General features: G+C 72.7%; 14 protein-coding genes. 7 read left to right on the top strand and 7 right to left on the bottom strand.

Annotation, left to right across the window (positions count from 1 at the left end):
• Positions 1-84: 84 nt before the first annotated feature.
• The 5 genes from ACFTZL_RS08920 to ACFTZL_RS08900 are packed head-to-tail and all read right to left on the bottom strand — an operon-like array spanning position 85 to position 5193.
• Positions 85-897 (bottom strand): ATP-binding cassette domain-containing protein, encoded by an 813-nt coding sequence (locus ACFTZL_RS08920; protein ID WP_382579843.1) that lies wholly within the window; start codon positions 895-897, stop codon positions 85-87.
• Positions 894-1733 (bottom strand): ABC transporter ATP-binding protein, encoded by an 840-nt coding sequence (locus tag ACFTZL_RS08915; RefSeq protein ID WP_382579841.1) that lies wholly within the window; start codon positions 1731-1733, stop codon positions 894-896. Before ACFTZL_RS08915 ends, ACFTZL_RS08920 begins: the two co-directional genes overlap by 4 nt.
• Positions 1730-2644, bottom strand: coding sequence for an ABC transporter permease (locus ACFTZL_RS08910; RefSeq protein WP_382579839.1), 915 nt, complete (start codon positions 2642-2644; stop codon positions 1730-1732). The genes ACFTZL_RS08915 and ACFTZL_RS08910 overlap by 4 nt, the downstream gene beginning before the upstream one ends.
• Before the next feature lie 2 nt (positions 2645-2646).
• Positions 2647-3576, bottom strand: a complete 930-nt coding sequence (locus ACFTZL_RS08905; RefSeq protein ID WP_382579837.1) for an ABC transporter permease — start codon at positions 3574-3576, stop codon at positions 2647-2649.
• A 3-nt stretch (positions 3577-3579) separates the two neighbouring features.
• Positions 3580-5193 (bottom strand): ABC transporter substrate-binding protein, encoded by a 1614-nt coding sequence (locus ACFTZL_RS08900; protein WP_382579835.1) that lies wholly within the window; start codon positions 5191-5193, stop codon positions 3580-3582.
• Between the two features lie 221 nt (positions 5194-5414).
• Between ACFTZL_RS08900 and ACFTZL_RS08895 the strand changes: the two genes are divergently transcribed.
• The 3 genes from ACFTZL_RS08895 to ACFTZL_RS08885 all read left to right on the top strand — a co-directional run bounded on the left by ACFTZL_RS08895 (position 5415) and on the right by ACFTZL_RS08885 (position 8585).
• On the top strand, positions 5415-6662 hold the full coding sequence (locus ACFTZL_RS08895; RefSeq protein ID WP_382579833.1) for a four-carbon acid sugar kinase family protein: 1248 nt from the start codon (positions 5415-5417) through the stop codon (positions 6660-6662).
• Positions 6659-7714, top strand: a complete 1056-nt coding sequence (pdxA, locus tag ACFTZL_RS08890; RefSeq protein WP_382579831.1) for a 4-hydroxythreonine-4-phosphate dehydrogenase PdxA — start codon at positions 6659-6661, stop codon at positions 7712-7714. Before ACFTZL_RS08895 ends, pdxA begins: the two co-directional genes overlap by 4 nt.
• 67 nt (positions 7715-7781) lie before the next feature.
• Positions 7782-8585 (top strand): DeoR/GlpR family DNA-binding transcription regulator, encoded by an 804-nt coding sequence (locus ACFTZL_RS08885; protein WP_382579829.1) that lies wholly within the window; start codon positions 7782-7784, stop codon positions 8583-8585.
• 32 nt (positions 8586-8617) lie between these two features.
• Here ACFTZL_RS08885 and ACFTZL_RS08880 read toward each other — a convergent pair whose 3' ends face one another.
• Positions 8618-9046: a helix-turn-helix domain-containing protein gene (locus ACFTZL_RS08880; RefSeq protein WP_382579827.1), complete on the bottom strand. Its 429-nt coding sequence runs from the start codon at positions 9044-9046 to the stop codon at positions 8618-8620.
• Positions 9047-9137: 91 nt separating this feature from the next.
• Between ACFTZL_RS08880 and ACFTZL_RS08875 the strand changes: the two genes are divergently transcribed.
• Genes ACFTZL_RS08875 through ACFTZL_RS08865 form a run of 3 tightly spaced genes read left to right on the top strand, consistent with a single transcriptional unit; the run spans position 9138 to position 11851 of the window.
• Positions 9138-9998, top strand: coding sequence for a class I SAM-dependent methyltransferase (locus ACFTZL_RS08875; RefSeq protein ID WP_382579825.1), 861 nt, complete (start codon positions 9138-9140; stop codon positions 9996-9998).
• A gap of 51 nt (positions 9999-10049) precedes the next feature.
• Positions 10050-10760: a ThuA domain-containing protein gene (locus tag ACFTZL_RS08870; protein ID WP_382579824.1), complete on the top strand. Its 711-nt coding sequence runs from the start codon at positions 10050-10052 to the stop codon at positions 10758-10760.
• Positions 10730-11851, top strand: a complete 1122-nt coding sequence (locus ACFTZL_RS08865; RefSeq protein WP_382579822.1) for a Gfo/Idh/MocA family protein — start codon at positions 10730-10732, stop codon at positions 11849-11851. The genes ACFTZL_RS08870 and ACFTZL_RS08865 overlap by 31 nt, the downstream gene beginning before the upstream one ends.
• 19 nt (positions 11852-11870) lie before the next feature.
• On the opposite strand, the gene ACFTZL_RS08860 is transcribed toward ACFTZL_RS08865, so the two are convergent.
• Positions 11871-13349 carry a glutamate--cysteine ligase gene (locus tag ACFTZL_RS08860; protein ID WP_382579821.1) on the bottom strand — a complete coding sequence of 493 codons (1479 nt, stop codon included), beginning with the start codon at positions 13347-13349 and terminating at the stop codon, positions 11871-11873.
• Between the two features lie 133 nt (positions 13350-13482).
• Between ACFTZL_RS08860 and ACFTZL_RS08855 the strand changes: the two genes are divergently transcribed.
• On the top strand, positions 13483-14583 hold a 1101-nt coding region (locus tag ACFTZL_RS08855), incomplete at its 3' end, for an MFS transporter (RefSeq protein WP_382579819.1).

Genomic DNA, 14583 nt, shown 5'->3' with positions numbered 1-14583 from the left:
GGTCCACGGTGTCGCCGAAGGTCATGGTGCCGAGCACCAGCCGCGAGAGCGGGACGGTGGTGTTCGGCAGAGTGAGGCCGGTGGTCACGAGGAGCTTCCTTCCGGTACGCGGCGCGGTTTCACGCCTTGGATGGCGGTCGGGTCGAGTGCGGCGCGGCGCAGGGCGCGGGTGTAGGGGTCGGACGGGGCGGCGAGGACGGTCTCGGTCCGCCCGGCCTCGACCACGCGCCCGGCCCGCATCACCACGACGTCCGTGCTCATCTCGCGCACCACGCCCAGATTGTGCGCGATGACGAGGTAGGCGATGCCGGTCTCCTCCTGCAACTCCCTGAGCAGCGCGAGCACCTGGGCCTGTACGGAGACGTCGAGCGCGGAGGTCGCCTCGTCGCACACCAGCAGGTCGGGCCGGGAGGCGAGGGCGCGGGCGATGCCGATGCGCTGCCGCTGGCCGCCGGAGAAGTCGGCCGGGCGGCGCTCCAGGGCGGACGGGGGCAGGCCGACCTGGTCGAGCAGCTCGGCGGCACGGCGGGACCGTTCGCCGCGGTCCGACACACCGCCGAGGCGCAGCGGCTCGGCCACGATCTGCTGGGCGGTCAGATGGGGGTCGAGGGAGCCGTAGGGGTCCTGGAAGACCATCTGGACGCGGCGCCGCAGCGGTCGCAGTCTCCGCTCCGGGAGGGTGGCGATGTCCGTGCCGTCGAGAACGACACGGCCGGACCGTGGGGTGAGCAGCCGGACCAGGGCGCGGGCGAGGGTCGACTTGCCGCAGCCGGACTCGCCGACGACCGCGAGCGAGCCGCCCTTGTCGAGCTGGAAGCCGACCTGGTCGACGGCACGGAAGGGGCCGCTCGGGGTCGGGTATTCGACGACCAGGTCCTCTACGCAGAGCAGGGTCATGTGGTGGCTCCTCGCACGGGGGTCTCGTCCTCGTCCCAGGCGCCGAGGCGGGGCACGGCGGCGAGGAGGGCTCGGGTGTAGGGCTCGGCGGGTTGGTCGACGATGCGTTCGGCCGGGCCTGACTCGACGAAGCGGCCGTCCTTCATGACGTGGATGCGGTCGGAGACCAGCCGGGCCACGCCCAGGTCGTGCGTGATCATCAGCATGCCGATGCCGGTGCGTTCCTGGAGTTCCATCAGCAGGTCCAGGACGCTGGCCTGCACGGTCGCGTCGAGGGCGGAGGTGGGTTCGTCGGCGACCAGCAGTTCCGGGTCGCCGGCCAGGGCGATGGCGATGAGGATGCGTTGCAGCATGCCGCCGGAGAACTGGTGCGGGTAGGACTTCCAGCGGGTCTCGGGGCGTGTGATGCGCACCTGGGCGAGCAGCTCGATGCCCTTCTCGCGGGCCTGGGCCCTGGACAGTTCGGGGTGCCGCAGGCGGATCGCCTCGCCGAGTTGCCGGCCGATGGTGTGGACGGGGCTGAGGGCGGTCATCGGGTCCTGCGGGATCAGGGACACCGTTCGGCCGCGTACCGCGCATGCCGCGCCGGGGTCGGCGACGACGTCCCGGCCGCCGACGCGGACGCTGCCGGACAGCACGGCCAGTCCCTCCGGCAGCAGGCGCAGTACGCCCATCGCGGTGGTCGACTTGCCGGATCCGGACTCGCCGATGAGGGTCACGGTCTCGCCGCGGCCGACGGTGAAGCTCACGCCGTCGACGGCCCGGACGACGCCGTGCGCGGTGATGAGTTCGATCTGGAGGTCACGGACGTCCAGCAGGGGTGTCTCGGTGCTCATGCTCCCGCTCCCTTCCGGCGGCGGGTGCGGTCCCGCAGTCCGTCGCCCAGCAGGTTGACCCCGACCACGAGGAGGGCGATGACCAGGCCGGGCAGGGTGACCAGCCACCACGAGGTGGTGATGTATGCCTGGCCGTCGGAGATGATCCGGCCCCAGGTGGCGAAGGGCCGCTGCGGACCGGCGCCGAGGAAGCTGAGGGCGCTCTCCAGCAGGACGGCCTGGGCGAGCAGCAGCAGCACGACGAGGCTCACCGGCCGGACGACGTTGGGCACCACGTGCCGGGTGAGGATCTGCCAGCCGCGCAGGCCCAGCACGCGGGCGGCGGCGACGTACGGTTTCTCGCGCTCGACCAGGACGAGGGAGCGGGTCAGCCGCGCCACCTCGGGCCACTGGGCCACGGCGATCACGCAGGTGATGACGGTGACCGACGGCCCGAAGAGGGCGACCACGAGCAGCAGCATCATCAGCAGGGGCAGGGCGAGCTGGGCCTCCAGGAAGCGGGAGACGAGCGCGTCGACCCAGCCGCCGAAGAACCCCGCGGCCGACCCGGCGAGGATGCCGATCAGCCCGGACACCAGGACCGCGAGGACGCCGACCGACAGGGAGACCTGGCCGCCGTGCAGGACGCGCGACAGCAGGTCGCGGCCGAGCTGGTCGGTGCCGAGCAGATGTCCCGCGCTGAGCGGTGGCAGCCTGCGCTCCGAGAGGTCCTGGGCGTTGGCCTCCGGCAGGGGCAGCAGGCTCGCCAGGGCGACGGGCAGGACCACGAGGGCCGTGCACACGGACCCGGCCCAGATCTTGAAGCGCGAGCCGCGCCGCTGCCGGGTCGCGGTGGCCCGGGCGAGGTCGCGGGCGCTGACGGCGCTGGGCCGCTCGGTACCGGCGACCGGGGTGGAGATGACACCGGCCATGGTCAGGCCGCCTTTCCGAGTCGTACGCGCGGATCGAACAGCGGGTAGGCGAGGTCGACGAGGAGCTGGACGAGGATCGCGAGGGTGGCCGTCACGAGGACGGTGGCCTGGATGAGCGGGTAGTCGCGGGTCTCCAGCGCCCGGACGACGAGTGAGCCGACGCCCGGCCAGCCGAAGACGACCTCGACGACCACGACACCGTTGAGCAGGGCCGCGAAGCGGGTGCCGAGGGCGGTGACGAGCGGCACGGCGGAGTTGCGCAGGCCGTACTGCCAGGTCAGGGTGCGTTCGGAGACGCCGCGGGAGCGGGCGACCGTGGTGTAGGGGGCGGCGAGCGCGGTGGTCATCTCGCGGCGGACCAGGCGTGAGATCAGGGCGAGTTGAAGGACGGCCACGGTCACCGTGGGCAGGATCAGTCCGCTCCACGAGGTGAATCCGGAGGCGGGCAGCACCGGGAGCAGCACCGCGAAGACGGTCAGCAGCATCACGCCGGTCCAGAAGTCCGGCATCGACTGCCCGGTGATCGTCAGGACGTTGGCGCCCAGCTCCCTCTTGGTGTCGGCACGTCGGGCCATCCACACGCCGAGCGGTACGGCGACGACGGTGGTGACCGCGATGGCGGAGACCGCGAGGGTGATGGTGTACGGCAGCCGGTCCATGACCACCTGGAACGCGGAGGAGTGGAAGGAGTAGCTGGTGCCGAGGTTCCCGGTGCACAGGTCCCGCAGGAAGATCCCGTACTGGACGACGAGCGGTTCGTCGAGGCCGAACTGGGCGCGGATGCGGGCGAGATCGGCTGCCGTGGCGCTGGGCGCGGCGTAGGCGGCGGCCGGGTCGCCCGGGGCCAGGCGCAGCAGCAGGAAGACCGTGGTGAGGGTGAGGAAGACGGCCAGCAGGCTCTGGCCGATGCGGCGGGCGAGGTAGGTGGCCACGGCTCAGCCCTCCAGCCGTACGGCGGACAGATCGTAGGAGTTGAGCTGGAGCAGGCCCAGGCCGTGCACCCGCTCGCGGCGGGCGAGCAGCGTCTTGGGGGCGAAGGCCCACAGGCTGGGCCAGGTGTTCCAGACGGCGTGCTGCGCGGCGGCGAGCTTGCGGTCGCGGGCGGCGGCGTCGGTCTCGGTGGCGGCGTCCTCCAGGCGGCGCTGGATGTCCGGGATGACGTAGCCCATGTAGGTGTCGCGGGTGCGTTCCCGCTCGGGGGTGCCGCCGTACATGCCCTGGAGGGAGGTGAGGGCCTGGCCGGTGGTGCCGGGGAAGCCGTTGCCGATGACGTCCCAGTCGCCGCCGCGGCCCTGGCGCCACTTCAGGATGTCGCCGCCCGGTTCGAACTGGAGCAGTGAGGCGCGGACGCCGATGTCGCGGAACATGTCGGCGACGGCTTCCATGACGAAGTTGTCGGCGGCGAACTCGCCCGACTCCCAGATGATGCGGATCCGCAGGCCCTCGGCGCCCAGTCGCTTGAGCTGGGCCCTGGCCCTGCGCGGGTCGTAGGTGTAGGCGCCGGTGCGTACCGCGCCTTCGAGGGCGAGCGGGACGACTCCTTCGGCGGCTTCGGCGGAGCCGGTGAGGACGTCCTTGACCAGCGCCTCGCCGTCGATGGCGTAGGTGAGGGCGCGGCGCACGCGGGCGTCGGCCAGGGGGTGGTCCTCGGGCTTGCGGAAGTTGTAGAAGAGCTGGGAGATGCGAACGCCGGCGGTCTCCTCGACGGTGACGCCCGGCAGGCCGGTGAGCTGCTCGGCCGAGTCCGGGGTGAGGGTGTCGACGACGTCCAGCTCGCCGCTGCGCAGGGCGATGACCCGGCTGGACTCCTCGGGCACGAAGCGCACCCGGACGGTGTCGACGTGGGCCGGGCGGCCCCAATAGCGAGGATTGCGGGCCAGGGTGTACTCGCCCGCGCCGCCGTTGGCCTCGATCACCTTGTACGGGCCGGAGCCGACGCCGCTCTGGAGTTCCTCGGGGCGGTTGGCGGCGGCCGGGGTGATGTGGATGTTGGCCATGAGCCGGTCGAGCACGGGCACCGGGCGCTCGGTGCGCAGCTCGAAGGTGCGCTCGCCGGTCTTCTCGACGGTGGGCAGCTCCGGGAAGAGGCCGAGGAGGAAGGAGCCGTTGACCTTGCCGTACATCTCCAGGGCGGTGGCGACGTCCTCGACGGTGACGGGGCTGCCGTCGGAGTAGCGCACGCCCTCGCGCAGCCGCACGCTCCAGGCGGTCGGACCGGTCATCGCGAACCGGTCGGCGAGGACCGGCTGGACGCGCATGCCGGGGCCGATGCTCGTGAGGGCCTGGCGGACCGCGCGCTGCACGGTGACGGCGGCGTCGAACTGGTTCAGCTTGTTGTCGAGGCTCACCAGGGAGCGGTTCAGGCCGAGGGTGAGGGTGCCGGGGCCGGGGGCTCCGGTGGGTCCGGCGCAGGCGGAGAGTGGACCGAGGGCGAGACCCGTGCCGCCGAGCGCGCCGAGACGCAGCAGGGTGCGGCGGCGGACGGGGCGGCCGAAGGGCTCCGACCGGGGGCGGTGGTCCGGGGGTGCGTCATAGGGGCTTGGGGTCATCGTCGACCTTCTCGCGTTCCGGGGGCGACCGGCTCGTGGTGTTCGTGCGGCTCTCGCCTCGGCCCGGTCGGGGGGCCCGGCCGGGCGGGATACGAACAGGTGTCGCGCCGGAAAAGGTGGCACGACTGCGCGAAGTGCGCAAGGGGTCTCGCGCATTTCGCGCAACTCATGTCATCATCGGTTCTCGAGGCAGCCCGACCGGGCCGCCCGAGGAGGTACCCGTGTCCCTCTCCGCAGCCGGCCACGGCGGCCACGTCCAGGCCGCCCACCGGCCCGTACTCGCTCTCGCCGACGATCTGTCCGGTGCCGCCGAGACCGCGGTGGCGCTGCGCTCGCCCGCCCGGATCCTGCTGGCGCCGGTCTCCGCACCGGTGGCGTCCGCGCCCGGCGAGTCCCTCGTGCTCGACCTCGACTCACGGCAACTGCCCGGCGCCGAGGCGGCGCGGGCGGTCCGGGACGTCACACACGCGGTGCCCGCCGGAACGGTGCTCTTCAAGAAGGTCGACTCACTGCTCAGGGGCAATCTCGCCGCCGAGGCGGCCGCCTACGCGCGGGACGGCCGGGGCGTGGTGATCGCGACCTCGCTGCCGGTGGCCCGGCGCACGGTCCGGGGCGGGGTCGTCCACCTCGACGGGGTGCCGCTGCACGAGACGGACGCCTGGCGTGCAGAGGCGCGGCCCGCCCCGCCCTCGGTCGCCGCCGCACTAGGTGACCTGCCGTCAGCTCCGGTGCCGCTCACGGATGTACGCGGCGCACCCGGCGCGCTGCGGGAAGCGCTGCGTGCGTGTTTCGCGCAGGGACGGCATCCGGTGTGCGACGCCGAGACCGAGACCGACCTCGACGCGATCGCCGCGGCGGCCCTCGAACTGGGTTTCGGGACAAGGCTGTTGGGCACCGGCGGCCTCGCGGGCGCCCTGGGGCGGCTCCTGGGCACGCCCGGGGAGAGCGGGGAGAGCGCCCGCACCCCCGGGGACGTCGTCCGGCCGCTGTTGATCGTCGTGGGCACGGCCGAGCCGTCCGCCCGCGAACAGGTCGCGCACCTCCTCGCGGACGGAGCGCACCAGATCTCCCTCAGCACCCGCGACCTCCTGCACTCCCCCGCACGGCTGGCACCTCCCGTCGCCGCCGTCACGGTCGTCCGCATCACCGGAGCGGCCGGCCCCTCCCTCGCGCGCCGTCTCGTCGCCGCGCTCGCCGACACCGTCGCCGACGCGGCGCACGACTGCGACCTGGTCCTCACCGGCGGCGAGACCGCCCGCCGCGTCCTGGACGTCCTGCGCGTCACCGACCTGCGCCCGGTGGGCCAGATCCACCACGGCGCGGTCCTCTCCCGCACGCCCGACGGCCGCTCGGTCGTCACCCGGCCCGGCAGCTACGGCGAGGCCGACTCCCTGCGGCGCATCGTCCGGGCCCTGCGCCCCGCACCCGTACGCCACGTTCCGACCGACCCCACAGGAGTAGCCCCGTGAACGCAGCCCCCTCCTCCGCCGCCACCGCCGGCCAGGCCTCCGCGGCCTCTCAGCCGCTCCCGGTCATCGCGGTGACCATGGGCGACGGCGCAGGCATCGGGCCCGAGGTCATCGTGCCGGCGCTGCTGCACCCCGACACCCTGCGCGACTGCCGCCCCGTCGTCGTGGGCGACGCCGAACGGCTGCGGCAGGCGGCCGGCATCCTCGGCATCACCTGCGAGATCGTGCCGGTCGAGCATCCCGCCCAGGCGGAGTTCGCGCCCGGCCGCGTCCACGTGATCGACCTCGGGCTGCTCCCCGCCGACCTGCCCTGGGGCGAGCTGTCCGCCGTCGCGGGCGACGCCGCCTACCACTACGTACGGGTGGCCGCCGAACTCGCGCTGCGCGGCGAGGTGGACGGCATCTGCACCGCCCCGCTCAACAAGGGCGCCCTGCACGCCGCCGGCCACCTCTACCCCGGCCACACCGAACTCCTCGCCCATCTCACGGGCGTCGAGGAGGTGTCGATGATGCTGTCGACCCCCCGGGTGAAGGTCATCCACGTCACCACCCACATCGGCCTGATCGACGCCGTGAACCGCATCGAGCCCGGCCTGGTGGAGCGCACGGTGCGCCGCGGCCACGAGGCGATGGTGCGCGCCGGGACCGCCGACCCGGTGATCGGTGTCTGCGGCATCAATCCGCACGCGGGCGAGAACGGCCTGTTCGGCTACGGCGAGGAGGAGACGAAGATCGTCCCGGCGCTGGAGACAGTGCGCGCCGACGGCATCGACGCGCGCGGCCCGCTGCCCGCGGACACGGCGTTCTACCTGGCCTCGCGCGGCGACTACGACCTCATCGTCGCGATGTACCACGACCAGGGGCACGGCCCCGTCAAGGTCCTCGGCATCGAGGCCGGGGTCAACCTCACCGTCGGACTGCCGGTGATCCGCACCTCCGTCGACCACGGCACGGCCTTCGACATCGCCGGAACCGGCCGGGCCGAGCCCGGTAGCATGGTCGAGGCTCTGCGCCAGGCCGCCGAGATGTCGACCGCTCCGGCCGCCCGCTGACCGCGGTTCGCGGCAGGCATGTGTGCGACCCAGGACGGCCCAGGACTATTGAGGACCTGAAGAACCTATGTCTGTGACCGGATCCAAGGCGCGGCGTGACCGCATCGTCCACCTCGCCACCACCACCGGCCTGGCGAGCGTGGAGGAGCTGTCGCAGCTCTTCGGCGTGACGGCCTCGACCATCCGCCGCGACCTGGCCAAGCTCACCACCGACGGGCGTCTGGCCCGTACCTACGGCGGGGCCATGGCGCTGGCCGCGCACCCCGAGGCGTCCCTGCGGCAGCGCGTGGGCGAGGCCTTCGAGGCCAAGCAGGCCATCGCCCGCTGGGCGGCGGCCGAGGTGCGGCCCGGCGAGACGCTGCTGCTCGACGCCGGCTCCACGGTCGGGGCGCTCGCCCACGAGCTGCGCACCGCCGAGGACCTCACCGTGGCGACCACCGGGCTCACCGCCCTGCAGGCGCTGTCCGATGTCGAGACGGTGCACGTCGAGTGCCTCGGCGGCACCCTGCGCCCGCTCAGCCAGGGCTTCGTCGGGCCGCTCACGGAAGCCGCCCTGGAGCGTTTGACGTTCGACCGGGTCTTCCTCGGCACGGACGGCATCTCCCCCGAACTGGGCATCTGCGAGGCGGACCTGCGCCAGACCCGCCTCAAGGAGCTGATGGCCCGCCGCGCCGACCACGTCTACGTCCTCGCCCACGCGGCCAAACTCGGCCGCCGCCCCTTCCACGCCTGGACGGCCCTGTGCGAGGGCTGGACCCTGGTCACGGACGACACCGCCGACCCGGCCGTACTCGCGGAGCTGCGGGCGCGCGGGGTGGCGACGGTGACCACGACGCCGGAGCCGGCCGGCCCGCACGGCGACAGCGCGTAGAGCGGCTGCCCGGCAGGGAGCCGAACGGGCTGCTAGCCGCCGGGCGGCGTCCGCCTTCTCGGCGTGGGGACACCGCCCGACGCCGCGTCGAGAAGGCCGCGGAAGGTGGGGCACTCCATGTGGCTCGGCGCGGGGCACGCGGCGGCGTGTCGCAGGGAGTCGCGGAGCACGCCCAGTTCGCTGATCCTGCGGTCCAGTTCCTCCGCCTTGTCCGCCAGCATGCGCCGGTCGATCCGTGGCGGTCCGTCCGGCGCGAACATGTGCGCGATCTCGTCGAGCGAGAACCCGGCCGTCCGCCCCAGCGCGATCAGCGCCAGCCGCTCCAGTACGCCGGGATCGAACTGCCGGCGCAGCCCTCGCCGGCCGGTCGGGGCGATCAGCCCCTTCTCCTCGTAGAACCGCAGCGTCGAGGCGGGCACCCCCGCGCGCTGGGCCACTTCGGCGATGTCCAGGTCCGTCATTCCCTTGACCTCAAGTCGACTTGAAGTAGAACGCTGTCATCTCGCCCCGACGAAGGCAAGACGAAGACAAGCAGAAGGAGAGCCGACGAGCATGGACGCCGAGCGCAGGAACGATGACGAACAGACCGCCCGCTGGAACGGGCGCGCCGGTCACGCCTGGGTGGATCTCCAGCAGGTGCTGGACGAGATGTTCAGGCCCTTGGAGGACCTGCTCGTCGACGCCGTGACCGCCGAGGGCGCTGAACACGTGCTCGACGTCGGCTGCGGGACGGGCGGCACCGCCCTGGCCGTCGCGCGCCGGCTCGGCCCGGCGGGTCACGTCGTCGGCGTCGACATCTCCGGGCCGTTGATCGACACCGCCCGGGAGCGCGCCGAGCGGGAGGGCCTACCGGCCTCCTTCGTCCGCGCCGACGCGCAGGAGCAGGTGTTCGAACCGGCCGCCTTCGACACCGTCATCTCGCGCTTCGGCGTCATGTTCTTCGACGACCCCGTACGGGCCTTCGCGAATCTCCGGAGCGCCGCCCGGGACGACGCCGCGCTCCGGTTCGTCGTATGGCGGGACCCCGCCGAGAACCCGTTCATGACGACGGCCCAGCGCGCCGCCGCACCGCTGCTCCCGAGCCTGCCCGTCCGACGGCCCGACGAGCCGGGACAGTTCGCCTTCGCGGACCCGGACAAGGTACGCCGCATCCTGACGGAGAGCGGGTGGGCCGACATCGACATCCGGCCGATCGACGTCGTCTGCACCCTGCCCGAGAAGGAACTGGTCCGCTACTTCACCCGGCTCGGCGCCGTCGGCATGTTCCTGCCCGAGGTGGACGAGGAAACGCGCGCACGAGTCGTCGAGACGGTCCGCGCCGCCTTCGATCCCTTCGTGCACGGCTCGGAGGTCCGCTTCACCGCGGCCTGCTGGACGGTCGGCGCACGGGCCTCGGCCGCGAAACTTTCGTGAGGCCCGGCCCTCTTTTCGGAGCACGGGCGCCCCGCGCATAGTGAGATCACGATGACGCAGAAAAGAGCCCTGGTTGTCCGAGGCGGATGGGAAGGCCACGAGCCGGTCAAGGCGACCGAGCTGTTCCTGCCCTTCCTCCGGAACAACGGATACGCAGTCCGGGTCGAGGAATCGACCGACGTCTACGCCGACACCGCCGAGATGGCGGGCACCGACCTCGTCGTGCAGTGCGTGACGATGTCGGAGATCACGCGCGAGCAGGTGGCCGGACTGAGTGAGGCGGTCGTGGCCGGCACCGGTTTCACGGGCTGGCACGGCGGCATCGCCGACTCGTTCCGCGCCTCGGCCGACTATCTCCACCTGGTCGGCGGCCAGTTCGCCACGCACCCGGGCAAGGAACCGTGCGAGCGCCGGGGCGGGGCGGAGGACAACTTCCTGCCGCACACCATCACCCTCACCGAGGCCGGCCGCGCCCACCCCGTCACGGCGGGCATCGAGGACTTCGAGCTGGACACCGAGCAGTACTGGGTGCTCCACGACGACCTCATCGACGTCCTGGCCACCACCACGCATCCCGCCCGGCCGTGGCAGCCCTGGCACCGGCCGGTCACCTCGCCGGCGGTCTGGACCCGCCGGTGGGGTGCCGGGCGCGTCCTGGTGACGACACCGGGGCACAGCCTCGACGTGCTGGAGCACCCCGACGTCCGCACCATCATCGAGAGGGGCATGCTGTGGGCGACGCGCACCGCATCGGCGTCGTAGGACTCGGCGTCATCTCCCGCGCGTACCTCGACACGCTCGCCGGACATCCCGCCGTGCGCGTCACCGCGGTCGCCGACCTCGACGCCTCCCGGTCGGCCGCGGTCGCCGCCGAACTGCCCGGCGTCCAGGCGCTGACCGTCGAGGAGCTGCTGGGCAGCCCGGACGTGGACACGGTGCTGACCCTCACCACCCCGGCCGCCCACGCCGGGATCGCCCTCGGCGCCATCGCCAACGGGAAGCACGTCTACGGGGAGAAGCCGCTCGCCGCCACGCTCGCCGACGCCCGCGCCGTCGTGGAGGCCGCCGCGAAGGCGGGCGTGGGTGTCGGGTGCGCGCCGGACACCGTCCTGGGCACCGGGGTCCAGACGGCACGGGCGGCCGTGGAGGCGGGGAGCATCGGGCGTCCCCAGTTCGCCTCGGCCGTGATGGTCACGCCGGGTCACGAACGCTGGCATCCCCACCCCGACTTCTACTACACCGAGGGCGGCGGTCCCCTGCTGGACATGGGGCCGTACTACCTCGCGTCCCTGATCCACCTGCTGGGCCCGGTGCGTGCCGTGATCGGGGCGGCCGGCCGGCTGCGCGCCGAGCGGATCATCGGTTCCGGGCCGCGCGCGGGCGAGCGGATCCCGGTCGAGGTGGACAGTCATGTCTCCGGAGTGCTGGAACACGCGGGCGGGGCGCTGACGACGATCACGACGAGCTTCGACGGTGTGGCCACCACGGCCGCGCCCATCGAGGTCCACGGCGAGACGGGGACCCTCTCGGTGCCCGATCCGAACCGCTTCGACGGCGAGGTCCGGGTGCACGCACTCGGCGACACCCGGTGGCGCACCCTGCCGGTGTCGGCGGGCTACGAGGACGGCGCACGCGGCGTCGGACTGCTCGACTTCATCGCCGCCGACGGGCGGCGGGCGCCGCGTGCGAACGGCGAACTCGCCCTGCACGTCCTGGAGACGATGACGGCCCTGCTCCGTTCGTCGGCCGAGGGACGGCGGATCGAGCTGACGACCTCGGCCCAGGCGCCCGATCCGGTCCCGTGGACGGCCGCCGGGGACTGGCAGGGCCCGGTCGCTCCCGGCCGGACGTGACCGGGCGATGCCGCGGGGGTCAGTCCACGGGCCAGGTATGTGCGGGCGCGTTCATGTGCATGTAGTCCATGTAGGTCCTGGTCATCTGCCGCAGTGCCTCGCGCCGGTCGGAGATGCCTGCCTTCTCCAGATGGTGGACCGTCTCGGCCTGCCAGAGGGCGCCGTTGCGGGCGGTGACACAGCGCTGCTCGATGATGCCGAGCAGGGGTTCGCGCCAGGCGTCGTCCATGCCGGCCAGCTCCAGGCCCCGGTGGGCGAGCGGCAGCAGGCGCCGCAACACCAGTTCCGTGACCGGCACTTCGCCCACTCCCGGCCAGTAGAGGCGGGCGTCGATGCCGTCGCGGGCCGCGGTGTGCAGGTTCTCCTCGGCGACCGAGAAGGACATCCGCGACCACACCGGCCGGTCCTCGTCGACCAGGGCGCGGGTCAGTCCGTAGTAGAAGGCGCCGTTGGCGATGGTGTCGGCGACGGTGGGGCCCGCGGGCAGCACCCGGTTCTCGATGCGCAGATGCGGACCGCTGTCGGTGACGGCGTAGATCGGGCGGTTCCAGCGGTAGATCGTGCCGTTGTGCAGGGTCAGTTCGTCCAGTTGCGGAACGCCGCCGCCGTCGAGTGTCTGCTGCGGGTCCTCGTCGTCGCACAGCGGCAGGAGGGCCGGGAAGTAGCGCACGTTCTCCTCGAAGAGATCGAAGACGCTGGTGATCCACCGTTCCCCGAACCACACCCGGGGCCGTACGCCCTGGGCCTTGATCTCCTCGGGCCGGGTGTCGGTGGCCTGCTCGAACAGGGGGATACGGGTCTCGCGCCACAGCTCCCTGCCGAACAGGTAGGGCGAGTTCGCCGCCAGGGCGATCTGCACGCCCGCGATGGCCTGGGCCGCGTTCCAGTAGTGCGGGAACTTTTTCGGGGCGACCTGGAGGTGGAACTGGGTGCTGGTGCAGGCGGCCTCGGGGGTGATGGTGTCGGCGTACGTCGCCAGGCGCTCCACGCCGTCGACCGTGATCCGCAGGTCCTCGCCGCGCGCCGCGAAGATCTGCTCGTTGAGCAACCGGTACCGAGGGTCGCCGGACAGGGCGGCCTCGCTCACGTGCGTCTCCCCCAGCGTCGGCAGGATGCCGACCATGATCAGGTGAGCGCCGACGGCCGAGGCGCGGTCCTCGGCGTGGTTGAGGGCGTCCCGGATCTCCCGCTCCCAGTCTCCGGGGCCGCCGGTCGTGAGCTCCCGGGGCGGGATGTTGATCTCCAGGTTGAAGCGGCCCAGCTCGCTCGACCAGGCGGGGTCGGCGATCGCCTGGAGCACGTCGGTGTTCCGCATCGCGGGCAGTCCGTCGTTGTCCACCAGGTTGAGCTCGATCTCCAGCCCGACCCGGGGGCGCTCGCTCTCGAAGCCCGACTCGCGGAGCATCCGCGCCAGCACCTCGAGGTCGGTGTGCATCTTCTGCCGGTAGCGACGGCGGTCCTCCCGCGTGAACACCAGGGCCGGCACGTCACGTCCCATGCGTCCTCCCGAGTTGCCTCGGCTTCCCTCTCGGCGGATGCCTCTCGTCCCAGAGTCGCACCTTGTCGCCGCCCCCGCACCCACCTAACCTGAGTTTGTGCCGCAAATAAACAAACCCCGAACGCACAGTGCCGTGCCGGGCGACGGCAGCTCCCTCACCCGACTCCGCATCGCGATCACCGTCTTCTTCGCCCTCGACGGCTTCGTCTTCGCCGGCTGGGTCGTGCGCATCCCCGCCATCAAGGAACAGACGAACGCCTCCGCCAGCGCCCTCGGCCTCGCCCTGCTGGGCGTCTCGGCCGGTGCCGTCATCACGATGACCCTCACCGGTCGCCTGTGCCGCCGCTACGGCAACCACCAGGTCACCGTCGTCTGCGCCGTCCTGCTCTCGCTCAGCGTGGCCCTGCCCCCGCTGACCCACTCGGTCCTCGCGCTCGGCCTCGTGCTCCTGCTCTTCGGCGCCGCGTACGGCGGGATCAACGTCGCCTTCAACAGCGCGGCCGTCGAGCTGGTGGCCGCGCTGCGGCGGCCGATCATGCCGAGCTTCCACGCCGCGTTCAGCCTGGGCGGCATGATCGGCGCGGGTCTGGGCGGGCTGGTCGCGGGGGTCCTCTCCCCCACCCGGCATCTGCTACTGCTCACCGTCGTCGGACTGCTGGTGACGGCCCTGGCGGGACCGACGCTCCTGCGGCACGAGCCGCCGACGCCGCCGGAGCGGGAACGCCCCGCGAAGGGCGCCCAGCGCCGACTGGACGGCCGTACCCGGGGGCTGGTGATCGTCTTCGGCGTGATCGCGGGGTGCACCGCGTACGGCGAGGGGGCGCTGGCCGACTGGGGCGCCCTGCACCTCGAACAGGACCTGGACGCCTCGCCGGGCGCCGCGGCCGCCGGCTACTCCTGTTTCGCGCTCGCCATGACGGTGGGGCGGCTGACCGGCACCACGCTCCTGGAACGCCTGGGGCGGACCCGGACCGTCGTCGCGGGCGGCAGCACCGCGGCGGCCGGAATGCTGCTCGGCTCGCTCGCCCCCTCCCTGTGGGCGGCCCTGCTCGGCTACGCGGTCACGGGCCTCGGCCTCGCGAACCTCTTCCCCGTGGCCGTGGAACGCGCGGGGGCGCTCGCAGGCCCCAGCGGCGTCGCCACGGCCTCCACCCTCGGCTACGGCGGCATGCTCCTCGGACCGCCCGCGATCGGCTTCATGACGGACTGGTTCACCCTGCCGACCGCCCTGACC

Source organism: Streptomyces sp. NPDC056948, from assembly GCF_042674225.1.
Lineage (GTDB): Bacteria > Actinomycetota > Actinomycetes > Streptomycetales > Streptomycetaceae > Streptomyces > Streptomyces purpurascens.
This window is presented reverse-complemented; position numbering and strand designations above follow the sequence as displayed.

What these genes read in the sequence shown, in the direction of transcription:
- ACFTZL_RS08915 (WP_382579841.1), bottom strand. Translation starts at nt 1,733, where the DNA reads ATGAGCACCGAGACACCCCTGCTGGACGTCCGTGACCTCCAGATCGAA.
- ACFTZL_RS08910 (WP_382579839.1), bottom strand. Translation starts at nt 2,644, where the DNA reads ATGGCCGGTGTCATCTCCACCCCGGTCGCCGGTACCGAGCGGCCCAGC.
- ACFTZL_RS08875 (WP_382579825.1), top strand. Translation starts at nt 9,138, where the DNA reads ATGGACGCCGAGCGCAGGAACGATGACGAACAGACCGCCCGCTGGAAC.
- ACFTZL_RS08900 (WP_382579835.1), bottom strand. Translation starts at nt 5,193, where the DNA reads ATGACCCCAAGCCCCTATGACGCACCCCCGGACCACCGCCCCCGGTCG.
- ACFTZL_RS08860 (WP_382579821.1), bottom strand. Translation starts at nt 13,349, where the DNA reads ATGGGACGTGACGTGCCGGCCCTGGTGTTCACGCGGGAGGACCGCCGT.
- ACFTZL_RS08870 (WP_382579824.1), top strand. Translation starts at nt 10,050, where the DNA reads ATGACGCAGAAAAGAGCCCTGGTTGTCCGAGGCGGATGGGAAGGCCAC.
- ACFTZL_RS08885 (WP_382579829.1), top strand. Translation starts at nt 7,782, where the DNA reads ATGTCTGTGACCGGATCCAAGGCGCGGCGTGACCGCATCGTCCACCTC.
- ACFTZL_RS08880 (WP_382579827.1), bottom strand. Translation starts at nt 9,046, where the DNA reads ATGACGGACCTGGACATCGCCGAAGTGGCCCAGCGCGCGGGGGTGCCC.
- ACFTZL_RS08920 (WP_382579843.1), bottom strand. Translation starts at nt 897, where the DNA reads ATGACCCTGCTCTGCGTAGAGGACCTGGTCGTCGAATACCCGACCCCG.